Below are 25,950 nucleotides of genomic sequence, written 5' to 3'. Positions count from 1 at the left end.
TGTTAATTAAAAACCGCTCCGCGGAGGAACGCACTGCGGCGGTAAACGGAACGCTTTTGTAAAGGAGGTGACGGCTTGAAGAAACAGGATGGGCCGCAGAGCTGTGAATCCTGCGGTAATTATGTCTATGATGACGATTATGGCTATTATGTCTGTGAGGCGGATTTGGACGAAGATGAGATGGCGTCATTTCTTGGAAATCAACGTTTTGAATGTCCATACTACCAGACAGATGATGAGTACCGTATTGTCAGGAAACAAATGTGATATGCAGGAACGGCCACAGTTGACAGTGGCAGGTTTATTCCTTCAGGGAGGCGGCAGATGACGGAGAGAACGACAGGAATGGTGAAAGCGTCCGTTGTGAATACTGTGATAGCTGTGCTCATGATAATAGCTATACTGCTCACGGCGTGTGGGAGCGAGGCAGAACAAGAGGCTGCAGCCCAGGAACCGGGAACTTTTAAAAACGGAGTCTGCTTAAGCGGAGACGGCAAGTTTACTGTTTCGGCAGATGAAGAGAGATGGCAGCCCGGGGAAAGCGGGGACGCGTGGGAACTCTGCCTTATAAAAGACAGTACGGTCCGGATTTCTTTTTCCCCGGCAGACGGAATTACAAAAGAGATGATTTCAGATTTTAAAGATACCTTTGCCGGAAGTTATGTAGACGCTTTGAGAGAGGCGTATCCGGATATCAGGACAACGGATATCCGTGAGATAAGCGGTGAAATGGCCGGGCTTGGCATGACAATGACCGACAGCACCGGGAATTACCGGATGAACCAGCTCCTTTATCTGGTATCGGACGGGGAAGACGGGTATCTTATTACGGCAACCTTCCCGGAGGACGGTGAGCCGGACCTGAAGCTGAAACAGGAAATCATGCAGGTGATAGAATCTTTTAAATTTATTTAAACATGCGCTTTGCGAATCAAAAAGAAATAAATCATTGGCAGTAAAACAAAAGCCAATAAAAATAAAAGGAGATACACATGAAAGAACTTGAGAAGACTTATAATCCGGCGGACATTGAAGAACGCCTCTACCAGAAATGGCTGGACAGCAAATATTTTCATGCGGAGGTTAATAAAAACAAAAAGCCGTTTACAATCGTGATGCCGCCGCCAAATATTACAGGACAGCTCCATATGGGCCATGCTCTCGATAATACGATGCAGGATATTTTAATCCGCTACAAGAGAATGCAGGGATTTGAAGCATTATGGCAGCCGGGAACGGATCACGCCGCCATCGCCACAGAGGTTAAAGTTATTGACAAGCTGAAGAGCGAGGGAATAGACAAGCATGATCTGGGTCGCGATAAATTCCTGGAGAAGGCATGGGAGTGGAAAGAGGATTACGGCAGCCGTATCGTTAAGCAGCTCCATAAATTAGGTTCCTCTGCAGACTGGGACAGAGAGCGTTTTACCATGGATGAGGGATGCTCCGATGCCGTGCTGGAAGTATTTACAAAGCTCTATGAAAAAGGATATATTTACAAAGGCTCCAGAATTATCAACTGGTGTCCAATCTGCCAGACTTCCATCTCCGATGCCGAAGTAGAGCATGAGGAGCAGGACGGATTTTTCTGGCATATCAATTATCCGATTGTCGGGGAGAAAGACCGGTTTGTAGAAATTGCAACCACACGTCCGGAGACGATGCTGGGCGATACTGCAGTTGCGGTAAACCCGGAGGATGACAGATATAAGGAACTGATTGGAAAGATGCTGAAATTGCCGCTGACCGGCCGTGAAATCCCGGTTGTGGCGGATGAGTATGTAGACAAGGATTTTGGAACAGGCTGTGTTAAAATAACGCCGGCTCACGATCCGAACGATTTTGAGGTGGGTAAACGCCATAACCTGGAAGAGATCTGCATCATGAATGATGATGCGACAATCAGCGCTCCCGGAAAATACAAGGGCATGGACCGTTATGAGGCCAGAAAAGCAATCGTGGCTGATTTAGAGGCCCAGGGACTTCTCGTTAAAGTGGTTCCCCATGCACATAATGTAGGAACTCATGACCGCTGCGGCACAACGGTAGAGCCGATGGTAAAACCGCAGTGGTTTGTGAAGATGGACGAGATGGCGAAACCGGCCATTGAGGCATTGCAGTCAGGACGTCTCAAATTTGTTCCGGAGAGCTTTGGAAAGACATATCTCCACTGGCTGGAGGGTATCCGCGACTGGTGTATCTCCAGACAGCTCTGGTGGGGACACCGGATTCCGGCCTATTACTGTGAGGAATGCGGCGAGATGACGGTGGCGAAGACAACGCCGGCAGTCTGCCCAAAATGCGGCAGCACCCATTTACATCAGGATGAAGATACGCTTGACACCTGGTTTTCTTCCGCGCTGTGGCCCTTCTCGACCCTCGGCTGGCCTGAGAAAACACCGGAGTTTGAGTATTTCTATCCGACGGATGTGCTGGTAACAGGATACGATATCATTTTCTTCTGGGTAATCCGTATGGTATTTTCAGGACTTGAACAGACGGGAAAAGAACCGTTCCATACCGTATTGATTCACGGCCTGGTAAGGGATTCCCAGGGACGTAAGATGAGTAAATCACTCGGCAACGGCATCGACCCGCTGGAGATAATTGATAAGTACGGCGCAGATGCTCTCCGTATGACCCTGATGACCGGAAATGCACCGGGCAATGATATGCGTTTCTACTGGGAGAGAGTCGAGGCCAGCCGGAACTTTGCCAATAAAGTATGGAATGCCACACGTTTCATCATGATGAATATTGAAAAAGCGCCGGATGCCGATGTCAGTCTCTCGGACTTAACAATGGCGGATCGCTGGATTTTGTCCAAAGTAAATACACTGGCAAAAGACGTGACGGAAAATATGGACAGATATGAGCTGGGAATCGCTCTCCAGAAGGTGTATGATTTTATCTGGGAGGAGTTCTGCGACTGGTATATCGAGATGGTAAAACCAAGGCTCTGGGATGACAACGACACGACAAAAGCGGCGGCTCTGTGGACACTTAAGACCGTCCTGATTAACTCGCTGAAGCTCCTCCATCCTTATATGCCGTTTATCACAGAGGAAATCTTCTGTAACCTTCAGGATGAGGAACCGTCCATCATGATTTCCTCCTGGCCGGTTTACAAAGGAGAGTGGAACTTTGCCGGAGAAGAAAAGGCCGTCGAGGTTATCAAGGAGGCGGTACGAGCAATCCGTAATGTCCGCACTTCCATGAATGTGCCGCCGAGCAAAAAGGCGAAAGTATATGTTGTGTCCGATAATGAAGAGATTCTGGGCATTTTTGAGCATAGCCGGGTTTTCTTTGCAACATTGGGATATGCAGGTGAAGTGGCGCTTCAGAAGGATAAGGCCGGGATTGCAGACGATGCGGTATCGGCAGTAACTTCCCAGGCAGCAATTTATATGCCGTTTGCAGAGCTGGTGGATCTTGATAAAGAGATTGAACGTCTGGAAAAAGAGGAAGAAAAGCTTGCTAAGGAGTTGTCACGCGTTACAGGAATGCTGAGTAATGAAAAGTTTGTAAGCAAAGCTCCGGAGGCGAAGATTGCGGAGGAACGGTCAAAGCTGGAGAAATATACCCAGATGATGGCGCAGGTGCAGGAAAGGCTTACCCAGCTTAAGAAATAAAAATAAGTTTCCATGAAGAATGATACGGAACAGGCAGCAAACGGCTTGAGGCAGGCACTGATGGAATATAAAGCGTAAGCTGAATCATGGGATAAACTACAGAAAAATACGCCGGGCTGTCGGATATGGAGGTTTCCATTTCCGGCAGTCCGACGTATTTTCTAAATTGACTCGGAAACATCTGCGGTTGGGGATGCGGAGTCCTTGGGAGCACAAAATTCCTGGTGAGCGGCAATGGTTGCCAGAGTGTCTCCAAGCTGGGAGAAAAATGCGGCATAGAGGGCGATCTCATCCGGAGTTTTGCCCTGGGCAAGATTGCAGGCCAGAGCGGTTATGGTCATGGCAAATTCACAGGATTGCATATAAACACCTCAAATCAGAATATGTAAACAGGGGAAAAAATAGAATGGCCCGAAGTGATTTTGTGCTATACTGTTTATAGTTATATTGCAAACTGGATGCTTACGGCAAATGAAATACTACAGACACATAAAGGAGAAACAGAATGTACATAGCAGATTTACACATTCATTCCCGCTATTCCAGAGCCACAAGCCGTGACTGCACGCCTGAAATTCTGGAACTGTGGGCGAGAAAAAAGGGAATCCGGCTATTGGGAACCGGAGATTTCACTCATCCGGCATGGAGGGAAGAACTGAAGGAAAAGCTGGTCCCTGCAGAGGAGGGCCTGTACACGTTAAAGGAGGAATACCGGGTACGCGATCCGCTCACAGACGATTCGGGTACTCCCCGATTTGTGGTAACAGGAGAAATCAGTTCCATATATAAGCAGGGAGAGAGGGTTAGAAAGGTTCACAGCCTGCTTCTGCTTCCCAGTCTCGAGGATGCAGAGCGGCTGTCACTGAGGCTTGAACAAATAGGGAATATCCATTCCGACGGTAGGCCCATACTGGGACTGCCCTGCCATGCTCTCCTTGAGATTATGCTGGAGCTTTGTCCGGAAGCCGTCTATATTCCTGCGCATATCTGGACGCCTCATTTTTCATTATTCGGAGCGTTCTCCGGCTTTGATACAATCCAGGAATGCTTTGGGGATTTAACGCCTCATATTCATGCTCTGGAGACAGGACTTTCCTCTGATCCGCCTATGAACTGGAGACTATCGGCTCTCGATTCCTATCAGCTTATCTCCAATTCCGATGCTCATTCGCCTGCCAAACTGGGGCGGGAGGCCAATCTGATCGAGGGGGAGCTGTCCTATCCGGCACTAAAGAAAGCGATTGAGACGGGCGAGGGCCTTCAGGGGACAATTGAATTCTTTCCGGAGGAAGGAAAATATCATTTCGACGGGCACCGCAAGTGCCATCTTTGTCTCAGTCCGGCTGAGGCCCGGAAGTTTGACGGAAAATGCCCGGTCTGTGGGAAAAAACTGACGATAGGCGTATCGCACCGTGTGGAAGAGCTGGCTGATCGGGCGGAAGGGTATCTCAGGCCGGATGGAAAAGTGTTTGAAAGTCTTGTGCCCCTCCCGGAGGTAATCGCCGCGTCTACCGGAAAATCGGCTGCCGGTGTGAGAGTCCAGCGGATGTACCAGGAAATGATCCGACGTCTGGGAGATGAGTTTTCCATCTTGAGAAATGTACCTGCGGAGGATATCAGGCTGACGGCAGGGACAATGATAGCGGAGGGCATCAGCCGGCTGCGCCGCGGGGAAGTAAAGCGAAAGCCGGGATTTGACGGAGAGTACGGGACAATTCAGTTGTTTGAACCGTGGGAACTTGATAATGTGGACGGGCAGATCAGCCTGGCTTTGCCGTCTCAGGATATTGTGATCGAAGAGATTCCGACGGAAATTTTTCATAAGGCAGAAACGCCGGATGCGTCTGTCACAGAGGCGGCAGCATCGAAGGAACCGGAAGGAATCATAATAGAGAGGCATGACCTTCCTGTGGAAATTTTCCTGAATGAAAACCAGAAAGAGGCAGTTACCGTTTTGGCCCGGGCAGTCTCGGTTAAAGCCGGTCCGGGAACGGGTAAGACGGGAACACTGACTGCGAGAATTCTGCACTTGCTCAAAGAAAGAGGTGTAAAACCTTCAGAGATTACGGCGGTGACATTTACAAATAAAGCGGCGGCGGAGCTGAGACAGCGTCTGGAGAAGCAGACAGGAGGAAAAAAGACGGTACGTCTCCTGAATATCGGTACATTTCATTCTATCTGCCTGGAAATATTAAAAGAGAATGATTTTGAATGCATTCCGGCGCAGGAAGAGATGCTCCTTGAGACAGCCGGGGAAATTGTAAAGGAATATGGATTGCCGGAGAGTCCGTCTGGATTTTTGAGGCGTTTATCTCTGGAAAAATCGGGGATGGAGCCATCAGGCGCCGGGAAAGATACGGATGAGAATACTGTTTTTCACAAAGCGGCTTCTGAGTATCAGAAACGGTTACTGGCAGAGGGAGTATGTGATTTTGACGATTTGCTGCTTGAGACTCTGAAACTTTTTAAGTCAGAGCCAAAGAAAGAAATCGGCAGGCACCGGTTCCATTACCTTCTGGTGGATGAATTCCAGGATGTCAATCCCGTCCAGTTTGAGCTTATCAGACTTTGGAATTCCGGGGGCAGGGAGCTTTTTGTCATAGGGGATCCGGATCAGGCCATCTACGGGTTTCGGGGAACGGACCCGGCCTGCTTTGAATACCTGAAAAAAGAGTATCCCTCCTTAAAGGAGATTGCCCTTAATAAAAACTACCGTTCCGTACCGGCAATCCTTGAGGGGGCGCAGGCAGTCATCTCAGAAAATCCGGGTCAGAGGTGGAAACTGGAACCTGTGTGTACAGAGGGAAGTCCCATCCGCCTGGTTACGGCAGAAAGTGTAAGGGCGGAGGCAATATTTACCGCAAAAGAAATCAACCGGCTCATTGGCGGCATCGATATGCTGGATGCGCAGGAAAAACGGGTTACAGGGCGTTTATCCGGTTTTTCAGATATTGCAGTGCTTTACCGTACACACCGTCAGGCGGCATTTTTGGAGACATGCCTGAGGAAAGAAGGGATACCCTACCGCGTTGCCGGCCGGGATGATTTTCTGGCTGATACGGCTGTCAGAGGAAGTGTCAGCTTTTTCAGAAGCCTGTTAAACGGGGAGGAGCGCTTTTTGGCAAAGCTTTGCCAACGCCTTCTCTGGAACGGGATGGATGGTCCGGAGCGGGAAGCGGCATTTGAAAGAGCCGCAAAAACGTATTCTCCACTGATGATAAAAGAAAAACCTTATGACATTCTGGATAAATGGATTGCCGATCAGAACCTGGATAATCAGAATATGGAAAAGCTGAGGCAGCTTTCCGGCATGTACCGCAATATGAAAGAATTTACCGATGCACTTGCCTTTGGCACAGAGGGAGATTTGATTCGGCCCGGCAAAAAACAGTACCGTTCAGATGCGGTTACTTTAATGACGATGCATGCCTCCAAAGGACTGGAGTTTCCCGTGGTGATTCTGTGCGGGGTCAGAAAAGGGCTGATTCCTCTGGAGACAAAGGGGCAGTCGGGGGAAAAGGACAAAGAGGAAGAACGGAGATTGTTTTATGTGGGAATGACCAGGGCTAAGGAGCAGTTGATTCTGGTGACGGACAGAGAGCAGTCGGAGTTTCTAAACGCCCTGCCCGAGACTTGTTTGGAGCGGGAAGAGGCGGGAAGGCTGAAACAGCAGGAAGCAGGAATGGGACGGCAGATAAGCCTGTTTGAGTGGATGAAAGAGCAGTAGAACATGTAAGCAGTCACTATTCCCGGTATTCACGGCCCTGCTAAAAACGCTGTTTTGCGAACCGCTGCATGCGATGCACAGAAACTGAAAAATTGCAGTTTTGCGCCTGAGAAGCGGCGGCGCAGCGGACCCTGCGGTTAGCTTCTCAGACGCACACCTGGCGTAGATAGAGAGAGTTATTATTTAGGAATTGAGCAGGGAGAGATAGGCTCCATAACCTTCCTCCCTCATCTGTCCGGCCGGTATGAAGCGGAGAGAGGCGCTGTTGATGCAGTATCTAAGACCGCCGGATTCTTTTGGGCCGTCCGTGAAAACGTGGCCAAGATGGGAATCTCCCTCGCGGCTGCGCACCTCAGTACGTCTCATGCCGTAGCCGGTATCAATGTGTTCTGTCACGGCGCTGCTGTCCACCGGTTTTGTAAAACTGGGCCAGCCGCAGCCGGAATCAAATTTGTCGGAAGAAATAAAGAGCGGTTCACCGGTAACAATATCAACATAAAGGCCGGGTTCATGGTTATCATAATATTTCCCGGTAAAAGGCTTTTCAGTGGCAGAGTTCTGTGTCACGTTATATTGTTCCTCAGTCAATGTATTTTTCAATTCTTCACCGGCAAGCCGAAGGCCTACTTTCCCGTCCGGCCGTGTTGTTAAATCATGAAGTGTGCTGAAATCAATATGGCAGTATCCGTTTGGATTCAATTTCAGGTAGTCCTGGTGATAGCTTTCAGCCGGATAAAAATTCCTGATTGGTGCCAGTTCTACGGCCAATGGCTCGGAAAATTTTTTCTGTATGGCCTGCATTACAGGCTGAATGGCTGCGGTATCCTCCTCATTTGCGTAAAAGATACCGGTTCTGTACTGGCTGCCCCTGTCATTACCCTGCCGGTTGATACTGACCGGATTAATAATTTTAAAATACTGCTCCGTCAGTATGCGAAGCGTAACAATATCCGGCTCATAGATAACCCGGACAGTCTCTGCAAAACCGGTCGTGCCGGTACAGACCTCTTCATAGGTGGGATTTGGAATGTTGCCGTTCGCATAACCGGAAATGCTGTCATAAACACCGGGAATGCGTGAAAAATATTCTTCAACGCCCCAGAAACAGCCGCCTGCGAAATAGATTTCCCGAAGAGGAGGAGTGGTTTTAGATGTCATGGAGGGAGCCTCTCTTTCTTATTTGATGTATCAGTAGTTAATGTGGTTTTTATTTTTAGTATTATTATAGCCGGTTTGTCGGGAGATGTCTCGTTGAAAATGAAGGTAATGTGAAATGTAATAATATAAAAGTAAACAGAAAGTGTCGCTTAACTACTTATTAAGCGACACTTTTTTGCACAAATCTTAAGTTCTCGTAAATTATAACATTCTTTTCCGGCATGGTCAACCGCCTGAACAGAAAAGAAATGGCAATATATCCTAATAAATTCTTATTATTTCATTATTATTTTACCAATTTTCCATTCTTATATCTAGGAAGCCGACCGATTTATAATATTAATTTCAAAATCGTATTAGCAAAGAGAATAAGCTGTCGCTTAATAAGTAGTTAAGCGACAAGGAGGATACCTTATGGAGCAATGGTATGCATTATATACTGTGCCGGGCAGGGAACAGGATGCAGCAGAACTTCTTGAACGGGTTGTCAGCCATAATTTATGGAGTGATTGCAGGATACCGAGGAAAGTGAAGGTATTCCGTTCCGGTGGAGTTCTTCATCTTTTTGAGGATGTGATGTTTCCAGGCTATTTGTTTTTAAAAACGAGCGATTCAAAGGCTCTTGCAGATGAACTGCAGAAAGCCAGGAAATTCCCCCAATTTATTGGTGATGCCAGAAATGTGCTTGCATCTGTCGATGAAAAAGATCTTCGCTTTCTTCAAGACGTCTGTGGAGAAAACCTTCAGCAGGTTATGGGAGTCACAAAGATTAGTTTAAATGAAGAGAACCGGATTGTAAAAGCAGATGGTGTTCTCGAACATTACAGGGATCGGATTGTGAAGCTGAATCTTCATAAGCGTTTTGCTGTTGTTGAGGTAGAACTATTTAACAGGACGCAGGCAGTATTGTTTGGTGTCAGTTTGGAGCAGGATCGGGCCGTATAAGTGAAGCGCTTACTATAGAATAGAGCGATTTTTAGAAGAGAATAAAAGAAATTGGGATGCTTTCTGTGATCTATGTCATGGAAGGCCGAGAATGGATCACAGAGAACGTCAGCTTGGGAAGCAATTCCAGGATGGCGGAGCATACCCAAAAGTGAGGTTGGGAACGATGTGGTATGTGATTCAAACGATAACTGGGAAAGAAGTAGAGACGGTTGGTGTCATTGATAAAGTTGTGGCAAAAAACAGCTATACAAAATGTTTTGTAATACAGCGGGAGTGTGTTTGGAGAATTGAGGGGAAATGTCGCGTGCATATTGAACCATTGTTTCCATCCTATGTATTTGTGGAAACAGACACCCCTGATATTTTTTTCTATGACTTAAAACAGGTGCCAAAGTTGACAAAGCTTTTGGGTAGAGACGGAACATTCTGGACTGTACTTCCGGAGGAACAGGTGTTATTGAAAAAACTGATTGGAAATGATCCGGAATATGTGGTTAGACGCTCTCTGATAGAAGTGAACGAACAGGGCAATATTATATCTGCGCAGGGGGTTTTGGGTGAGTATATTGGAAAGATTGTGAGAAAACGGTTGCGGAAACGTGTTGTGATTGTAGAACTATTATTTTTAGGAGAAGTAAGGCGGGTTCAACTGGGAGTGCGGCTGGCGGGGGATGAATAGAGTAAACAAAATTACGTGTTACTGATACTCGAGGAAATAGATTTGATTAAAGGAGTCTGGAAATATGCAGACTCTTTTTTAATGGAAAAAAGAGGTTGTATTATGGGAGAAAAAAAGAAAATATATTTAGCAAGTCCTACAATGAATGGGCAAGAAATGAGGTTTATTCAGGAGGCTTTCGAGACAAATTGGGTAGCGCCTTTGGGAAAAAATGTAGATGAATTTGAACGAGAAATGGCAGCCTATGTAGGAACTAACCATGCAGCGGCTTTGAGCGCAGGGACAGCGGCACTTCATCTGGCAGTGAAGCTGGCTGGGATCAAGAGGGGGGATGTGGTACTATCTTCTGCTTTGACTTTTGCGGCAACCTGTAATCCAGTTGCCTATGAGGGAGGAAAACTGGTTTTTATTGATTCAGAACAAGATACCTGGAATATGTCACCAGAGGCTTTAGAAGAAGGATTTAAAAGATATCCTGAAGCAAAGGTGGTTCTATTAGTGCATCTTTATGGAACTCCTGCCAAAATGAAGGAAATTTTGAAAATTTGTGAGAGACATGGCGCAGTCTTAATTGAAGATGCTGCTGAAGCATTAGGAAGCAGTTACAATGCTCAGAGATGTGGTTCCTTTGGACAGTTTGGAATCCTTTCTTTTAATGGAAATAAAATTATTACCACATCTGGTGGAGGAATGCTTCTTTCTAATGATGAAAAGGCAATTAAAAAATCAAGATTTTTAGCAACACAAGCTAGAGAACCAGTAAGACATTATGAGCATAAGGAAATCGGATATAATTATAGGATGAGCAACATTGTTGCTGGAATTGGTCGAGGACAACTACTGACATTGGACGCATTTAAACAGAAAAAGCAGGAAATGTATCATACTTATCAAGAGGCTTTTGCGGATATTCCTGAAGTTCAGATGAATCCGATGAATCCAGATGGACAGGCGAATAACTGGTTATCCTGCATTACGATTAGTCGAGAAGGGATGAAGCGTGGTATTACTCCACTATATCTTATGGAAAAGCTGGAGAAAGAAAATATTGAGACAAGGCCTATTTGGAAACCGATGAATCTCCAGCCAGTATATCAGAAAAATGATTTTATCCAGATTGAATCGGTAAATGGAGTATCAGTTGGAGAAGATATCTTCAATAGGGGGATTTGCCTGCCCAGTGATGTGAAAAATACGAATGATGATATGAAAAAGATTATTGGTCTAATTAGGGGTTGTTTTGATGAGTAAGAAGAATGTCAGCACAGTCAGGAACATTGTAAATGTAAGGTATATAGGAACTTTGCTTTACCGAAAATACATAAAACGTTTACTGGATATTGTGCTTTCTCTTGCAGGAATTATTGTGCTATCGCCAGTAATGCTGGCGACAGCACTTCTCGTTCGTATTATGCTAGGGAGTCCCGTGATTTTCAAACAAAAGAGGCCGGGGAAAAATGAAAAAATTTTTGAAATGTACAAATTTAGGAGTATGACTGATGAAAAAGATGAAAATGGAAATTTTTTCTCTGATGAAGTACGATTGACTGGATTCGGAAAAAAACTACGGGCAAGCAGTTTGGATGAACTGCCAGAACTTTTTAATATTTTAAAAGGTGATATGAGCGTGGTAGGTCCAAGGCCACTATTAGTGGAGTATCTGCCCAAATACAGTATCAGTCAGAAACATAGACATGACGTGAGGCCAGGCCTAACAGGTTTAGCGCAAGTGAAAGGGAGAAATTCTCTTAGTTGGGAACAACGTTTTGAATGGGATATTGAATATGTGAAAAATATTTCTTTTCGACTTGATCTATTTATTTTGATCCAAACGATACAGGTAGTGTTAAAACGAAAGGGAATACATTCAGATACCAGTGAAACTATGGAAGATTTTAAGGGAACTGGAGAGGAGACTCACAAGTGCAGACGCCATATTATGTGATACATAAAAAAGAATTAGAAGACAATTTAGAAGATTTAAAAAAGGCAATTAGACATTATTGGAAAAATTTTATAATAGGATATTCTTTTAAAACAAATTCACTTCCTTGGGTTATCACATTTATGAAATCTCAGGAATGTTTTGCTGAAGTAGTGTCTGATGATGAGTATATGCTTGCAAAATATTTGGGGTATTCTTCACGGGAAATTATTTATAATGGTCCTGTCAAAAGCAAAGAAACTTTTATTGAGGCTGTTAATCAGGGGGCAATTGTAAATATTGATTCAAAAAGAGAAATTGAGTGGTTATCTGAAATTGATCATGTGTCTACATGCAAAATAGGAATAAGGGTAAATTTTAATATAGAGAAAGAGTGCCCGGGAGAAACACAGTGTCAGGAAGATGATGGACGATTTGGTTTTTGCTATGAAAATGGAGAATTGGAACTGGCTTGGAATATGATTTCAAAATTAGGTATTATTATTTCAGGAGTCCACCTTCACTGCAGTTCAAGGACAAGAAGCCTTGCTATTTATTCTGCAATAGCACGAAAAACGGCAGAATTAATTGAAAGGTATAATCTTCAGTTGGATTATATTGATATAGGTGGAGGCTTTTTTGGGGGAATGCCGGAGAAGCCATCCTTTAATGATTATATGAAAGTGATTTCTGAAAATTTAAAGCCATATTTAAATGAAGAAAAAACGACATTAATTTTTGAACCAGGGATTTCAGTAATAGGAGCATGTTTGGACTACAGGACAACGGTAATAGATACAAAGAGCAGCTTAAATAATCATTTTATAATAACAGATGGAAGTAGAACAAATATTGATCCCTTAATGACGAAACAATCCTATTATTATAAAGTTTTGCAAAAAACAGAAGGACGTTACAGTAAGGTGAAGAGGCAAACCATATGTGGCTTTACATGTATGGAACATGATCGATTATTTCAAATTGAAAATGCTGAGGAAATTAAGGTAGGGGATCAAATAATATATCATAAGACAGGAGCTTATACTCTTAGTCTTACACCGCTATTTATTCAATTTTTTCCTCCAGTATATGTGAAGGACGGAGAAAAGTATACTTGTATTAGACGACGATGGAAAGTAGATGATTTTATAGCGGGAAATACTTTATATAATGAGGTTGAGAGTTAGATGAATATATTAATTTTAAGTTGTGGGACTAGAAATAAAATCGTGCAGTATTTTAAAAAAGAATTAGGCTCAGGAAAGGTAATTGCTGCGGATTGTTTAAAATTAGCACCAGCATTATATGATGCAGATATCTACTATGTTGTACCAAGAATTGATGAAATAGGGTATATAGATGTTATATTAGATATCTGCATCAGAGAAAAAATTCAAGGTTTATTTTCTTTAATTGATCCGGAACTTATGCTCTTAGCTAAAAATAAAGACAGGTTTCATCAAATAGGGGTAGAAGTTTTTGTTTCAGATTATAATGTCATTGATAGATGTTTTGACAAAGTTAAAATGTATGATTTTTGCAGAGAACACCATATTAGCACTGTTCCTACATATAAAAATTTCTTGGAGTTTTTACATGCATATGAAGCGCAAGAAATACAATTTCCTGTATTTGTTAAACCATCAAAAGGTAGTTGTAGTGTTCATGCTAAGCGAGTAGAGGATATGAAAACATTGGAAATGCTATGTTCTCAGCAACCGGATATTATTATTCAAAAATTAATGCTTGGACAAGAATATGGGGTTGATGTTTATACTGATTTAATCTCAAAAAAAGTTGCATCAATATTCATTAAAGAGAAAATATTGATGCGTGCTGGTGAGACAGATAAATCGGTTTCTATTATAAGAAAAGATATTTTTGACTTTATCACTCAGTTTGTAAATGTCTTAGGAACCGTTGGACAAATAGATATCGACTTATTTGAACAGGACGGTAAATTATATCTTTCAGAAGTTAATCCGCGTTTTGGGGGTGGATATCCACATGCATACAATTGTGGGATAAATTTTCCCGCAATGATAATAAACAATATAGTAGGAAGAGAAAATGAAATAGTAATTGGAAATTATGAAGAAAATATTTATATGATGAAATATCTGGATGTTAGAATGGTTAATGCTCAAGGACAGGTATTAAAATGAAAGAGAAAAAGGATGATATACTAATTATTTCACATTTTGTAGATTTCCCATGGGAGAAAGGGAATGATAGATTTCTCTATATTGCCGATATGTTAACTTCTCAAGGTGCAAATGTAGAAATAATAACTTCTAATTTTATACATAATCAAAAAAAGTATAGAAACGCTAATAAAAGTTTATATAAAGCATTGAATTTTAAAGTTACTTTATTAAAAGAAGCAGAATATAAAAAAAATGTTTGTATGAAACGAATAATAAGCCACAGGGGAATTGGGATACAATTACGAAAATACTTTGAGATTCGAACAAAACCAGATTTAATCTACTGTGCAGTTCCCTCTTTAGATTTAGCCTGGGAAGCATCCAGATACGCAGAAAAGTATAATATAAAATTTATTATTGATATACAAGATTTATGGCCCGAAGCATTCTATATGGTTTTACCATATAGAAAATTAGGGCATTTTTTGTTTTATTCAACTGAAAGAAAAGCTAATAGTATTTATTCTAGAGCCGATGAAATAGTGGCTGTATCAGAGACATATCTTAAAAGGGGGAAAAAAGTAAATAAAAAAGGGGCAAAAGGTATTAGCGTTTTTTTAGGAACAGAACTTCAAGCCTTTGATCAATATAGAGAAAAAAATCTCCTTTCTAAGGAGAATGGAGAAATTTGGCTAGCCTATGTTGGGACACTTGGTCATAGCTATGATTTGACAGAAGTAATTAACGCTTTAGAAAGTTTAAAGGATTCAAAACTTAAGCTCATGGTATTTGGAGATGGGCCTCTTAAAAAAAGATTCGAAAAACAAGCAGAGAGAGCTGGTATTAGCTACACATTTACAGGACGGTTGTCTTACCCTGAAATGGTTTCATGCTTATGCCAATGCGACATTGCTATAAATCCTATAATGAAAGGCGCAGCGCAAAGTATTATTAACAAGGTGGGGGATTATGCAGCAGCGGGACTTCCGGTGATAAACACACAAGAATGCAGCGAGTATAAAAAGCTTATAGAAGATTATAAATGTGGTTTTAACTGTGAAAATGGAAATCAAAAGGACTTAATAGATGGAATTAAAACCCTTGTAGATAATCCTGCACTGAGAAAAGAAATGGCAAAAAACAGCAGAAAATTAGGTGTGGAGAAATTTGATAGAATGAGCACTTATCAGTCTATTTGCAAAATGATACTTAAAACTGGAGAAAAGGGATGGTATTAACTCGATTTTTTTCGTTAAAAACAATTATTAATGATTCATATAGAAAGAATCCGGATATTCATGTGTTATCTGAAGATGAAATCAAAGACCTTCAGAAATGCCTGCTGGCTATTTATCAAAATATTTTTAATGTATGCGAAAAGTATGAAATTAAGCCTTTTTTACAGGGAGGAACATTGCTGGGAAAAATAAGGCATAATGGATTTATTCCCTGGGATGATGATTTAGATCTCGGTATGATTCGCAGTGATTATGAGAAATTCAAAGATATATTCCAAGAAGAGCTTGGAGAGCATTATCTTCTTAGAGGGCCAGGTTGCCCGCAGGGGGCCACAAATCGTTTTATACAGGTTTTCAAGAAAAACACATATTATAAGACGGTGGGAATGCCTGAAATAGTGCCTCATCATGTGTATATAGATATTTTTCCAATTGATTATGTTCCCAATCAAAAATGGAAGCAATTTTTATATGGAAATTGGTGTGACATTTTAATGGCGGTAGCAAGTTGTGTGGAGTTTAAAGAAACATTCAATAAAGAGATGCGTGCGTTTATGCAGAGAACATGGATAGGAAAGATGAATATGTATCTTAGACTTTCGCTGGGAAACGTGTTTTCTGTTTTATCATTACATACATGGTATAAGATTATAGATTCTACATTGAAAAAAGTAAAGTTAAGTGATTATTGTACGAGTGGAACGGGAAGGAAGCATTATTTAGGAGAAATACTTAGTGTAGAGGCCTTTTTTCCCTTACAAAGATCAGAATTTGAAGGGTGCTTTGCATGGATTCCAAATCAATCAGAATTATATTTAAAAAATCTATATGGAGATTATATGAAAATCCCTGATAAAAAAGACAGAGAACAGCATTTTATTGAAAAACTAAGGATTGAGGCAGAGGCAGAGGTGATATTATGAATTTCGCATTGATATTTGCAGGTGGAACGGGAACCAGAATGCATACGCGAACAAAACCGAAACAATTTCTTGAGTTGAATGGGAAACCAATTATTATACATACCATTGAGCACTTTGAAGTTCATCAAAAAATTGATGGAATCGTTGTTGTATGTGTCGCAGAATGGATAAACTATTTGAGTGACTTGTTGAAGCGATTTCATATAAAGAAAGTAGTGAATATAATTCCTGGAGGAAAAACAGGTCAAGAATCTATTTTTTTAGGATTACAATATATTGAAAAAAATATAAGCCATAATACGGAAAAAGACTTGGTACTTGTGCATGATGGGGTGAGGCCGCTAATAGATGAAGAACTTATTAGTCTTAATATTGAGTGTGCAGAAATAAATGGGAACGCAATAACAATTTCTCCGGTTGTTGAGACAATAATCAAAGTAGATTCCAATGAAGAAATAGTCGAGACTATTGATAGAGAAAATTGTAGAAATGCCAAGGCGCCTCAAACTTTTCACTTAAATGAACTTTTAGGGCTCCATGAAATAGCTAGGAATAAGGGGGAAAATTTTATAGATTGTGCTACAATGATGGCATTTTATGGACATAGGCTTTTTACAGTTCCATGTGGAGCGGAGAATATTAAAATAACCACTCCATCAGACTTTTATATTTTTCGAGCTATTTGTCAGGCAAAGGAGAATTCGCAAATATGGGGATTATAAAAAATAAGTTAGAAAAACGAGATATGGAAAAATTTTTAGGAATATCTTTTCCGTTTGAAAAGTTAAATAATAAAACAATTTTTATTACAGGAGCAAGCGGTTTAATCGGAGGGAGTTTAGTAAAATTTCTTTTAGAATATGGAGATAGAAATGATATAAAAATCAAAATAATTGGACTATGCAGAAATAAAGAAAAGGCAGAAGCTATTCTGGAAGGTTTTTTACATAGAAAAAACGTTAGTATGATATATCAGGATGTACTAAAGCCAATTAATGTAGAAAGTCCGATTGATTATATTATACATGGAGCAAGTAACACTTCTTCAAGACAGTTTGTAGAATATCCAGTTGAGACTATTACGACGGCATTAATGGGAACGAAAAATGTTCTCGAGTTAGCAAGGATAAAGAATGTTTCTGGCTTGGTATATCTTTCATCACTTGAGGTATATGGAATTTCAAAAAATCAACAAAAGGCACTGGAGGAAAATGAGTATGGAACAATTGATCCACTGAATGTAAGAAGCAGTTATTCCGAAGGGAAACGTATGGCAGAATGTTTATGTATTTCTTATGGAAAAGAATACGGTGTGCCTGTTAAAATAGCTCGTTTAAGCCAGACATTTGGTTATGGGGCGGATTATAATGATAATAGAGTATTTAATGAATTTGCAAGATGTATAGTGGAAAATAAAGATATTATATTACATACAGAGGGAGAGACTGTAAGAAATTATTGCTATACAATGGATGCGGTAGTTGCAATTATTTATATTCTCCTACATGGAAAACGGAAAAACGCATATAATGTGGCTAATAAAGAGGCAGAAATTTCAATAATTAACATGGCAAAAAAAATGATAGACATTTCTAAAGTAGAAATAAATATAAAAGTTGAAATAGGAGATATCTCAATTTTCGGGTATAATCCTACTGCCAGAACAGTTCTTGATACATCGAAGATCGAGGCGTTAGGGTGGAAACCCCAGTATTCTCTAGAGGAAATGATAGAAAATATAATTGACTATATGCAGGTTGAATATAATGAAAAAAATAGTAGTTCTAATGAGTACCTATAATGGTGAACTGTATTTGAGAGAGCAAATTGATAGTATTTTGTCACAAAAAGATATTGAGCTTTATTTAAAAGTTAGAGATGACGGCTCTACCGACAGTACAGTTGAAATCTTAAACGAGTATGCTCAAAAAGGAAAATTGACTTTTTCTATGGGGGAAAATTGTGGGGTAGGCAATAGCTTTATGAAGTTGCTATATGAGACGGAGGGACAATTCGACCTTTATGCATTTTCTGATCAAGACGATATTTGGCTCCCGAACAAGCTGATTTGCGCAGCAAAAAAACTTCAGGAGCAAAAAGGGCCAGTACTCTATGCCAGCAATCAAAGGCTTGTAGACGGTAATGGAAAATATTTGGGTTTGAGATATATGACACCACCGTCGTGTGATTATCATCAGATTTTATGTGCCAATCAACTTTCCGGTTGTACAATGGTATTCAATCGGGAATTATTTCTGTTACTGAAAGATAAAAAACGCAGACCGACACAAGAACTATTGAGAAATAGAATACACGATGTATGGGTAGCGATGGTAGCTTCGATTTCTGGTTCCATCTTTTGGGATGAGGAGAGTTATATTTTGTATCGTCAACACGAAAAAAATGTAGTTGGAGCCAGAAAAAAGGGAATGAAAGATAGAATAGCAGAGTTGAACTGTAAAATAAGAGAGCCTGGGCAAAGACAAGGCAGGAGCAGATTAGCGAGAGAAATAAGCAATAAGTTTCCGGAGTTTATCCATAATAGATGTGAAGATTTGTTCATATACGGTTACTATAATGAAAAGATTGGATATAAGATGAAGCTTTTAGAAGATAAAAGCATAAGACAATTTAGCCACGAGGCATGGTGGGCGCTGTATCTTAAAGTTATGCTTCACTTATTTTAAGGATAAAAGAATGAAAAGATTGTTTTTAAATGAATTCAATGTAAAAATAACAATGCTTATAATGACTATTTTATATTGTATTCCTTTTTTGATGGAATGTGTTGATAATCTAATTAATATAGTGATCATATGGGCAGCAATAATAATTGCATGGGATTTAGTAAATAGAAGAACAGTATTAAAAACGCATTCAGCACTAATTGGTGTATCGTTTGTATTTTGTTTTTTTGTCACCACATTTTTTAATCCTTTTGCATCCGTTAACCTTAAATTATTGGTTTATATATTTTTACAAATGCTTTTTTTTACGTATTTTGATCAACAAAAAACAAATAGAGAAATTGTATCTGAACTAAAAAAATTAAGCATTTTAGTAATACGTATTTCATTTCTGATAAATATAATCTCATTAGTTATGTTTTTTGCAGGATATTGTGAAATTTTTACTAATCATGTTATTAGCAACGAATTATTGATGGGGAGACATCCGAATTCTTCTTTATATGGAATAATGGCAAATGCAAATTGGACTAGTTTTTTAGAATTAACCAATATTGGACTACTTTGTTTTTGGGGAAGAATGGACGGCAAAATGAATATAAAAACCATCTGTTTAATTTTGCTATGTTCAAGTATTCTATTCTTGACAAATTCCAGGGGAGGATTAATAGGACTTCTCATTTTTATTATTGTCGATAAAGGAATAAATTTTCTTCGATTTTTATTGAAGAATAGAAAAAAGGCGGGGATTTGCTTTCTGATGTTGCCAATATTATTTTCAATTACAATAGGGGGAAATAAAATTGTAAAAGACGTTTCTGGAAACATTTATAAGCACATCAAAACGGTTTCTTTTATTCAGGGACCAATAAACAGAACAGTTCCAATTGGCACTACAAATAATAATGTTGGTCCAAGTACCTCAATTCAGAGAGATAAGAAGGAAAAAGAGGGAAGCAATAATATACGTGTAGAATTGTGGAGGGCAGGGATAAAAGTTATGCAAGAAAATTTTCTCATGGGAATAGGTGGAGAGAAAATAGGTGTTTATATATTTGAAAAACTTTCTGACAATTCAAAGGTTGATAGTTTGGCACTTGCTTCCAATACACATAATATTTTGATTCAAACAGGTGTAACGGCTGGTATTTTCGGGATGCTCTTTTTTATGACTTTTATATTGCGTGAATTGTTATATAGTTTATTGTACTTATTCCGTTATCATGGGGATGAAAGAATAAAAGGGGCAATAACGGTACTATTCAGTCTGTTAACGTCGTATTTAGTTATAAATCTGGTGGAAGCAGATATTTTTATGTCAAGGAATTTTATGTCATGTTTGTTTTGGATTCTTCTAGGCTATATGACGAAATTGACACAGGCAGTTGCAAAAAAGGAGATGTAGATGAAACATATTTTAATCATACATGCACATTGGAATAACAGGGGGGATGAAGCAGCAGTAAGAGCAATTATTGATGAGTTGAGAAAAGAAAAAGTAATGCTCAACATACAAATAGTTTCTCCTATTGTATACCAGTTTCCATACGAAAAACAGGAAGTAAATATAATTCCTCTATATCCAAGATTTAGAAATATTCCAGAATTCTTAATAGGGTGCATTTTTAAGGGGAAATTAGTATGGACAATGGAAGGACAAGCATTTTTTAATGCCCTTAGAGATAGCGATTTGGTTATTCATGCGCCGGGGGGACCATCCTTAGGAGATACCTATTATTGTAGTGAAATTTTATACCTTTTAAGATTTATGGCAGTCCTTAGAGAAAACAAAAAATTTGTAATTTGTGCTCCTTCGGTTGGTCCTTTTAATAAAAGAACAAGAAATTGGTTAAGAAAGAAAATATTTAGTTCGGCCAAACAAATTGTTCTTAGAGAAGAGATCTCTCAAATGTATTTAAACCAGCTATTGCCTCAAAATTCTTCCAAAGTTACATTAGATGCTGCATTTCAGAGCAAAATTCCATCTGAAACAAATGAATTAAAACTACATCATTATAAAGAGCTAGAGCATTTCATGAGCCAGGATGGCAAAATTGTTGGAATGACGATTACGAATCTCTTATGGCATCCTAAGTACGGAAAAGAGAAGGGACTTGCTGAACATATAAGCTTGGAGTTTGAAAATGTAGTGAAAGAACTTAGACAAAGAGGTTATAGGATTTTATTCATCCCACAATTATTTGGTATAGCACATGACAATGATTATATGAGAAAATTTGAAGTGGAAGGATGCTTTACCATGTCAGAGGAATATGATTGCTATTTTCAACAGTATATTATTGGAAAAATGTTTGCCTTAATTGGAATGAGGTATCATTCTAATATATTTTCTGCGAAAATGGGTATTCCTTTTATATCCATATCTTATGAACAAAAGATGGAAGGGTTTATTAATAAAATAAATTATCAAAAATATTGTATTGATATTAAGAAATTGACAGCAAAAAGAATAATAGATAAGTTTACTTCTCTTGAAAAGGATTATGATAGTATTAAAAGATATTTGGATGAAATCGGTCCAGAACTAAGAAGTAAATCTTATGAAACAACAGAAATTTTACTTAGAGAGCTAAGGTGTGAGGCATAATATTGAAATATTTGTCATTATCAGATGAACAAAAAGAATTAGCCCTTTTTTTAGGTGGATCTTTAATTGCAAAGGTGTTAAGTTTCGTTTTATTTTTTATTATAATACGGTTTCTTACACCTGAGGAAGTTGGTGAAATCGAAATATACAATACAACTACCAGTCTTCTTCTTCCTATTCTTTCTTTACAAGTGGGTGAAGCCAATATTCGCTTTCTGTCTGGGAATTATGAGCAAAATAGACCTTATTTAACAAATATCATTACTATTATTATTTGCCAAATATTCTTTATAATAGGACTGGCTATATTTGTACCACAAAAGTTAGTGATGCTTACTGTAATCGTGATGATAATTAATAATTTTTTAGCCTTATATGCAAGAGCAATTAATAAAAATCAATATTTTAGATTAATTGAAATAGTTCAGCGGATATCTATGATTGCTATGTTATATGGAATATTTTTGTACCATACAAAAGGCTACATGTGGATTACAGTTATCAGTTACTTGATTTCTGACATTGTAATTGCTATTTGCTTAAGGAAGACTTTTAAATTTGTGCGTAGTACATTTCGAAAAGATATTATTAAAGAAGTTATAAGTTATTCAGCTCCGCTTATTTTGAATTCATTAGGATGGTGGTTAATAACGTCAGCAGATCGGTATTTTATTCGATATTTTTATTCAGAATCCTTTGTTGGAACTTATTCTGTAGTAACCAAAATTTCTTCTGCTGTTATGTTAATAATGCAGAATATCTATTATGTTTTTCAAAAACGGTATATTTCGTATTATGATCAGGGAATTAAAATTCCGCATCATCTCAATAAAACATATTTAAATGTTACTTTTTGGCTTACAGGGATAGGCTTATTATGTCCAAAGGAATTATTACTTCTATTATTTGGCAAGCAGTATAGTCAATCTCTGGGGCTTTACTATTTATTTGTGCCAACAATTATGTACTGGTCTTTAAGTGTATTATATGGAATTGGATATTTATTAAAAAAGAAAACCAAGGAAGCATCTACTACTACGCTATTTTGTGCAACGATTAATGTGGGGTTAAACAGTTTTTTAATAAATAAATATGCTATTTCAGGTGCAATTTATTCAACCACTATTTCACTATTCTTGTGGTTTTTAATCAGATACATTAGTCAAAGGGATACTCTTAATTGTCGGATGACGATTAAAAATGGTTTTATTATTTTAATACTACAGATGTTATCAATATGGCGGTATATAAACTATTAAAAATGAGGTGAATGAGATAGAGAGTGTAGTTGATTATATTATAAAAAAAGGAAAATGCATGAGATGCGGTGGATGTGTGGCTGTTTGTCCCCAACAAATTTTAAAAATAAGATATAATAAAAAAACAGGCTTTTATGATGTGATAATGGATGGGAAGCAATGCTGCAAATGTGGTAAATGTATTAAAGTTTGTCCAGCAGCCACCAATGAAAGCAGTGAAAAATACATAGGAAAGTATAAAAAAATATATTTAACATCATCTGTTAATCAAAATATTAGAATTAATGCAACTTCAGGTGGCAGCATTAATGAGATATGTCGTTATTTATTAGAGAAGAAAAAGGTAGACAAGATTCTCCTTGTTAAAAACGAGCCAGATGCTAAAATGTTAGCAAAAGCAAAGTTTGTTGAGAGTGAAGAAGAACTCTTGGAAAACCCTAGGCAATTTGCGTCCAGATATGTTTCTATCCCATTATGTAGTCTTTTAAAAAATGTTGATAAGAATAAGAAATATGCGGTTATAGGAACACCTTGTCAAATTATCAGCGCAAGAAGAATTCTTGGGAGAGATAATATTTATTTAGGTATTGCCTGTTCGGAAGGTATTAGTTTTAAGGCAACGGAAAAATATTTAAAGGAGTTAGAATTAAAACAAATAGAAAATATATTTTATAGGGGAGGAGGATGGCCAGGACGGACAACGGTGTTCACTCATGATGGAGAAATTATAGAGCAGGAACATTATAATTCGGATTTTAATGCCATCTATTCTTCACAAATATATAGAAATAAAGGTTGTCGATTCTGCCATGATCAATTTGCTAATGAAGCAGATATCAGCTTTTTTGACTTTTGGAATGTACTTGAAGTAAAAAATGAAAAATTTGGCAAAAGTGGTACAATAGTGAGAACAGAAATAGGAGAAAAATTGCTAGAGAAGTTAGAAGAGGAAAAAAGAATTTATATTGAAGAAACTTTAGATGAGAAAAGGGTAATCGATAGCCAGGAATGGATACTATTACTAAAAGAAAAATACTGGAACCATTGGACAATAAAAATTTATTATTTGTTTATAAATATTTTTAGACTTTCTATTATAGAGTATATCCTTCCTATTAGTTTTTATCGTTTTTTTAGTAAAAATTTTAGACGATGGATTTATTTATTAAAAAGAATAGAGCGTGTTAAGTGATAACGGTTCAAAGAAAATGACAAACAATATTCAAGCACCAGTAAAATCTATTTTTTATGAGTGTATGAAGAAATGTCTGTAAATGCTGATCTTCTATGATAATAACTGGGCTGAAAGCGCCTATTGGGGCTTTCAGCCCTTAGTTTATATATAACAGTAATTCGAGTTGCATGTCAAGAGCAGGCGAATAATCCGCCTGCAGAAAATAAGGCATATTGCACCGGTTTCTTTTGCCATAATAAAGGGCCTCCTAAAAATTCTCCCGCGCATACCTCCCAAGCTCATCCCTGAAATCCGGATGCGCAATCGATATCATCGCCTCTGCCCGTTCCCGTAAAGACAGTCCCGACAGCTTCGCAACCCCAAATTCCGTTGCCACATACTGAATCATACTCCGTGGAGCCGATACCACGCTGCCGCCCGGAACAAACGGCACAATATTCGATTTAAGTGTTCCATCCTTCTTTTTATGCGTGGAAGCAAGGCAGATAAAGCCCTTCCCGCCCTCAGAGCGGAAGGCTCCCTCCAGGAAATCGAGCTGTCCGCCTGTGCCGGAGAGCTGGCGGCTGCCCGCTGATTCCGCATTCTCCTGGCCCATCAGATCCAGTTCCACACCGCCGTTGATACTGATTACCCGTTTCATCCTGCTGATACGCTCAGGAGAGTGGACGTAATCCACATCAGCCGGGCGGAAGAGCATCGGTTCCTCATCAAGCCAGTTATAAAGCTCCTGTGAACCCATGGCAAGGTTCCAGGTAGAATATCCTGTATCAATTTCTTTCAGTCTGTTCGTCAGCTTCCCGGCTCTATAGAGCGCCAGAAACGCGTCGCTGATGGTCCCCGTATGGCAGCCGAGATCTTTAAGATCCGATTCTGCCAGCATCTTTGCAACTGTGAAAGGAACACCGCCCACGCCGAGGGACAAGACTGCGCCGTCGGGAATCTCCTTTACCACATGTCTGGCGATTTCCACATCAATAGGGGAGGGTTCCCGGTAAGTGCGCAGAGGAAGCGGTTCGTGTTCGCCCTCCACAATAAAGTCAGCCTCCGACAAATGCACCCGGTGGGAGCCGTCCACCCCGTGAAGTTTCGGCAGATGCTCATTAATTTCAAACACAACGGTACGAGCATTTTCGAAAATAGTTCTCCATGCATAATTGGAGATACCCAGGCCGCAGTAGCCATTGTCATCGGGGGTCGATACCGGAACAAAAGCCACATCGACGCGGATATGCTTACGGTAAAGCTCCGGCAGTGAACGGAGAATCATCGGGATAAACTGGCATAATCCACGGCTTTGCAGCTTCCTCTCATAGTCCCCGATATGCCAGCTGTAATATGAAAAAGAGGACTGCTCAGGGTCGCATTCCACGACTTCAATTCGGGGGCGGATTACCAGGCCGCCACGGATTTTCACATCTTTCAATTCCCCTTTGCGCCCTGCAAGCGCCTTGTCCATCAGCTCCGGAAAGCCGGCGCCAAAACCGTAGTCCACCCAGTCACCGGATTGGACTGCCTTGGCGGCAGCTATTTCCGGAGTAACAAATTTGTTCCTGTAATCACTTATCATAGTCAGATTCCCTTCCCTGTTCATTTGAATATGCTGCATTTAAGGTAATGTTATCTTCAGATAACGATAACCTGAACGCTCTGCGAACAGGTTACCGCCTTCGGCGGCATCATTTTCTGCCGCCCATTTATTATAACTTAGAACAGGCCATTTTTCAATATGTGAACTATCCGTCCGGGTGTCCGCAGTATGAGCAGCGTTACTGTTCACGCGTCGCCAGAAAGCGGTGTGGTGAGGGGGATGGCTGAGTCTTCCGTC

General features: G+C 39.8%; 23 protein-coding genes. 19 read left to right on the top strand and 4 right to left on the bottom strand.

The window, feature by feature from the left end:
- The first annotated feature begins 75 nt into the window (after positions 1-75).
- From CLOSYM_RS15885 to CLOSYM_RS15875, 3 genes are all read left to right on the top strand, one after another.
- The gene (locus tag CLOSYM_RS15885; protein WP_003504268.1) at positions 76-267 is read left to right on the top strand and encodes a DUF6472 family protein; all 192 of its coding nucleotides are present in this window, start codon (positions 76-78) and stop codon (positions 265-267) included.
- A 57-nt stretch (positions 268-324) separates the two neighbouring features.
- On the top strand, positions 325-915 hold the full coding sequence (locus CLOSYM_RS15880; protein WP_021642895.1) for a hypothetical protein: 591 nt from the start codon (positions 325-327) through the stop codon (positions 913-915).
- A 77-nt stretch (positions 916-992) separates the two neighbouring features.
- Positions 993-3,632, top strand: a complete 2,640-nt coding sequence (locus tag CLOSYM_RS15875; protein WP_021642894.1) for a valine--tRNA ligase — start codon at positions 993-995, stop codon at positions 3,630-3,632.
- Positions 3,633-3,793: 161 nt separating this feature from the next.
- On the opposite strand, the gene CLOSYM_RS15870 is transcribed toward CLOSYM_RS15875, so the two are convergent.
- Entirely contained in the window at positions 3,794-3,994 is a 201-nt protein-coding gene (locus tag CLOSYM_RS15870) for a DUF6774 domain-containing protein (protein ID WP_003510405.1), read from the bottom strand.
- 143 nt (positions 3,995-4,137) lie between these two features.
- Here CLOSYM_RS15870 and CLOSYM_RS15865 point away from each other — a divergent pair, with 143 nt between their 5' ends.
- Entirely contained in the window at positions 4,138-7,359 is a 3,222-nt protein-coding gene (locus CLOSYM_RS15865) for a UvrD-helicase domain-containing protein (RefSeq protein WP_021642892.1), read from the top strand.
- 183 nt (positions 7,360-7,542) lie between these two features.
- On the opposite strand, the gene msrB is transcribed toward CLOSYM_RS15865, so the two are convergent.
- Entirely contained in the window at positions 7,543-8,517 is a 975-nt protein-coding gene (gene msrB, locus CLOSYM_RS15860) for a peptide-methionine (R)-S-oxide reductase MsrB (RefSeq protein ID WP_003510408.1), read from the bottom strand.
- 414 nt (positions 8,518-8,931) lie between these two features.
- Between msrB and CLOSYM_RS15855 the strand changes: the two genes are divergently transcribed.
- The 15 genes from CLOSYM_RS15855 to CLOSYM_RS15785 all read left to right on the top strand — a co-directional run bounded on the left by CLOSYM_RS15855 (position 8,932) and on the right by CLOSYM_RS15785 (position 24,122).
- Complete coding sequence (locus tag CLOSYM_RS15855; RefSeq protein WP_021642891.1) at positions 8,932-9,462, top strand: transcription termination/antitermination NusG family protein; 531 nt, start codon at positions 8,932-8,934, stop codon at positions 9,460-9,462.
- 91 nt (positions 9,463-9,553) lie between these two features.
- Positions 9,554-10,144, top strand: coding sequence for a transcription termination/antitermination NusG family protein (locus tag CLOSYM_RS15850; RefSeq protein ID WP_021642890.1), 591 nt, complete (start codon positions 9,554-9,556; stop codon positions 10,142-10,144).
- Between the two features lie 102 nt (positions 10,145-10,246).
- Positions 10,247-11,395 (top strand): aminotransferase class I/II-fold pyridoxal phosphate-dependent enzyme, encoded by a 1,149-nt coding sequence (locus CLOSYM_RS15845; protein WP_044902596.1) that lies wholly within the window; start codon positions 10,247-10,249, stop codon positions 11,393-11,395.
- Positions 11,388-12,089, top strand: coding sequence for a sugar transferase (locus CLOSYM_RS15840; protein WP_021642888.1), 702 nt, complete (start codon positions 11,388-11,390; stop codon positions 12,087-12,089). Before CLOSYM_RS15845 ends, CLOSYM_RS15840 begins: the two co-directional genes overlap by 8 nt.
- The gene (locus CLOSYM_RS15835; RefSeq protein WP_044902594.1) at positions 12,068-13,255 is read left to right on the top strand and encodes a type III PLP-dependent enzyme domain-containing protein; all 1,188 of its coding nucleotides are present in this window, start codon (positions 12,068-12,070) and stop codon (positions 13,253-13,255) included. The genes CLOSYM_RS15840 and CLOSYM_RS15835 overlap by 22 nt, the downstream gene beginning before the upstream one ends.
- A complete protein-coding gene (locus CLOSYM_RS15830; protein ID WP_021642886.1) occupies positions 13,256-14,233 on the top strand; it encodes an ATP-grasp domain-containing protein in 978 nt (325 codons plus the stop codon).
- On the top strand, positions 14,230-15,453 hold the full coding sequence (locus CLOSYM_RS15825) for a glycosyltransferase family 4 protein (RefSeq protein WP_021642885.1): 1,224 nt from the start codon (positions 14,230-14,232) through the stop codon (positions 15,451-15,453). Before CLOSYM_RS15830 ends, CLOSYM_RS15825 begins: the two co-directional genes overlap by 4 nt.
- On the top strand, positions 15,444-16,376 hold the full coding sequence (locus CLOSYM_RS15820; RefSeq protein WP_021642884.1) for a LicD family protein: 933 nt from the start codon (positions 15,444-15,446) through the stop codon (positions 16,374-16,376). Before CLOSYM_RS15825 ends, CLOSYM_RS15820 begins: the two co-directional genes overlap by 10 nt.
- The gene (locus CLOSYM_RS15815) at positions 16,373-17,098 is read left to right on the top strand and encodes an IspD/TarI family cytidylyltransferase (protein ID WP_021642883.1); all 726 of its coding nucleotides are present in this window, start codon (positions 16,373-16,375) and stop codon (positions 17,096-17,098) included. The genes CLOSYM_RS15820 and CLOSYM_RS15815 overlap by 4 nt, the downstream gene beginning before the upstream one ends.
- Positions 17,086-18,177, top strand: coding sequence for an NAD-dependent epimerase/dehydratase family protein (locus CLOSYM_RS15810; protein WP_021642882.1), 1,092 nt, complete (start codon positions 17,086-17,088; stop codon positions 18,175-18,177). The genes CLOSYM_RS15815 and CLOSYM_RS15810 overlap by 13 nt, the downstream gene beginning before the upstream one ends.
- Entirely contained in the window at positions 18,143-19,063 is a 921-nt protein-coding gene (locus CLOSYM_RS15805) for a glycosyltransferase family 2 protein (RefSeq protein ID WP_021642881.1), read from the top strand. The genes CLOSYM_RS15810 and CLOSYM_RS15805 overlap by 35 nt, the downstream gene beginning before the upstream one ends.
- A 10-nt stretch (positions 19,064-19,073) precedes the next feature.
- Complete coding sequence (locus tag CLOSYM_RS15800; RefSeq protein WP_021642880.1) at positions 19,074-20,468, top strand: O-antigen ligase family protein; 1,395 nt, start codon at positions 19,074-19,076, stop codon at positions 20,466-20,468.
- Positions 20,469-21,671 (top strand): polysaccharide pyruvyl transferase family protein, encoded by a 1,203-nt coding sequence (locus CLOSYM_RS15795; RefSeq protein WP_021642879.1) that lies wholly within the window; start codon positions 20,469-20,471, stop codon positions 21,669-21,671. It begins immediately after the preceding gene.
- A gap of 2 nt (positions 21,672-21,673) precedes the next feature.
- Entirely contained in the window at positions 21,674-22,930 is a 1,257-nt protein-coding gene (locus tag CLOSYM_RS15790; protein ID WP_021642878.1) for a lipopolysaccharide biosynthesis protein, read from the top strand.
- 7 nt (positions 22,931-22,937) lie between these two features.
- Entirely contained in the window at positions 22,938-24,122 is a 1,185-nt protein-coding gene (locus tag CLOSYM_RS15785; RefSeq protein WP_021642877.1) for a Coenzyme F420 hydrogenase/dehydrogenase, beta subunit C-terminal domain, read from the top strand.
- A gap of 250 nt (positions 24,123-24,372) precedes the next feature.
- Here the strand turns inward: CLOSYM_RS15785 and CLOSYM_RS15780 are convergent, their stop codons facing one another.
- Together CLOSYM_RS15780 and CLOSYM_RS23225 are read right to left on the bottom strand one after the other, a co-directional pair.
- Positions 24,373-25,692 carry an acetyl-CoA hydrolase/transferase family protein gene (locus CLOSYM_RS15780; RefSeq protein ID WP_330362914.1) on the bottom strand — a complete coding sequence of 440 codons (1,320 nt, stop codon included), beginning with the start codon at positions 25,690-25,692 and terminating at the stop codon, positions 24,373-24,375.
- A 39-nt stretch (positions 25,693-25,731) separates the two neighbouring features.
- Positions 25,732-25,950, bottom strand: a 219-nt coding sequence (locus tag CLOSYM_RS23225) for a hypothetical protein (protein WP_021642875.1), incomplete at its 5' end; no start/stop codon positions are given.

Source organism: [Clostridium] symbiosum ATCC 14940 (assembly GCF_000466485.1).
Classification (GTDB): domain Bacteria; phylum Bacillota; class Clostridia; order Lachnospirales; family Lachnospiraceae; genus Otoolea; species Otoolea symbiosa.
The sequence above is the reverse complement of the archived record's forward strand: the minus strand, read 5'-3'. Positions and strand labels throughout refer to the sequence as shown.

Bases quoted from the DNA above. Each gene is read 5' to 3' on its own strand.
- CLOSYM_RS15880 (WP_021642895.1), top strand. From the start codon at position 325: ATGACGGAGAGAACGACAGGAATGGTGAAAGCGTCCGTTGTGAATACT.
- CLOSYM_RS15875 (WP_021642894.1), top strand. From the start codon at position 993: ATGAAAGAACTTGAGAAGACTTATAATCCGGCGGACATTGAAGAACGC.
- CLOSYM_RS15870 (WP_003510405.1), bottom strand. From the start codon at position 3,994: ATGCAATCCTGTGAATTTGCCATGACCATAACCGCTCTGGCCTGCAAT.
- CLOSYM_RS15865 (WP_021642892.1), top strand. From the start codon at position 4,138: ATGTACATAGCAGATTTACACATTCATTCCCGCTATTCCAGAGCCACA.
- msrB (WP_003510408.1), bottom strand. From the start codon at position 8,517: ATGACATCTAAAACCACTCCTCCTCTTCGGGAAATCTATTTCGCAGGC.
- CLOSYM_RS15855 (WP_021642891.1), top strand. From the start codon at position 8,932: ATGGAGCAATGGTATGCATTATATACTGTGCCGGGCAGGGAACAGGAT.
- CLOSYM_RS15850 (WP_021642890.1), top strand. From the start codon at position 9,554: ATGGATCACAGAGAACGTCAGCTTGGGAAGCAATTCCAGGATGGCGGA.
- CLOSYM_RS15845 (WP_044902596.1), top strand. From the start codon at position 10,247: ATGGGAGAAAAAAAGAAAATATATTTAGCAAGTCCTACAATGAATGGG.
- CLOSYM_RS15840 (WP_021642888.1), top strand. From the start codon at position 11,388: ATGAGTAAGAAGAATGTCAGCACAGTCAGGAACATTGTAAATGTAAGG.
- CLOSYM_RS15830 (WP_021642886.1), top strand. From the start codon at position 13,256: ATGAATATATTAATTTTAAGTTGTGGGACTAGAAATAAAATCGTGCAG.
- CLOSYM_RS15825 (WP_021642885.1), top strand. From the start codon at position 14,230: ATGAAAGAGAAAAAGGATGATATACTAATTATTTCACATTTTGTAGAT.
- CLOSYM_RS15820 (WP_021642884.1), top strand. From the start codon at position 15,444: ATGGTATTAACTCGATTTTTTTCGTTAAAAACAATTATTAATGATTCA.
- CLOSYM_RS15815 (WP_021642883.1), top strand. From the start codon at position 16,373: ATGAATTTCGCATTGATATTTGCAGGTGGAACGGGAACCAGAATGCAT.
- CLOSYM_RS15810 (WP_021642882.1), top strand. From the start codon at position 17,086: ATGGGGATTATAAAAAATAAGTTAGAAAAACGAGATATGGAAAAATTT.
- CLOSYM_RS15805 (WP_021642881.1), top strand. From the start codon at position 18,143: ATGAAAAAAATAGTAGTTCTAATGAGTACCTATAATGGTGAACTGTAT.
- CLOSYM_RS15800 (WP_021642880.1), top strand. From the start codon at position 19,074: ATGAAAAGATTGTTTTTAAATGAATTCAATGTAAAAATAACAATGCTT.
- CLOSYM_RS15795 (WP_021642879.1), top strand. From the start codon at position 20,469: ATGAAACATATTTTAATCATACATGCACATTGGAATAACAGGGGGGAT.
- CLOSYM_RS15780 (WP_330362914.1), bottom strand. From the start codon at position 25,692: ATGATAAGTGATTACAGGAACAAATTTGTTACTCCGGAAATAGCTGCC.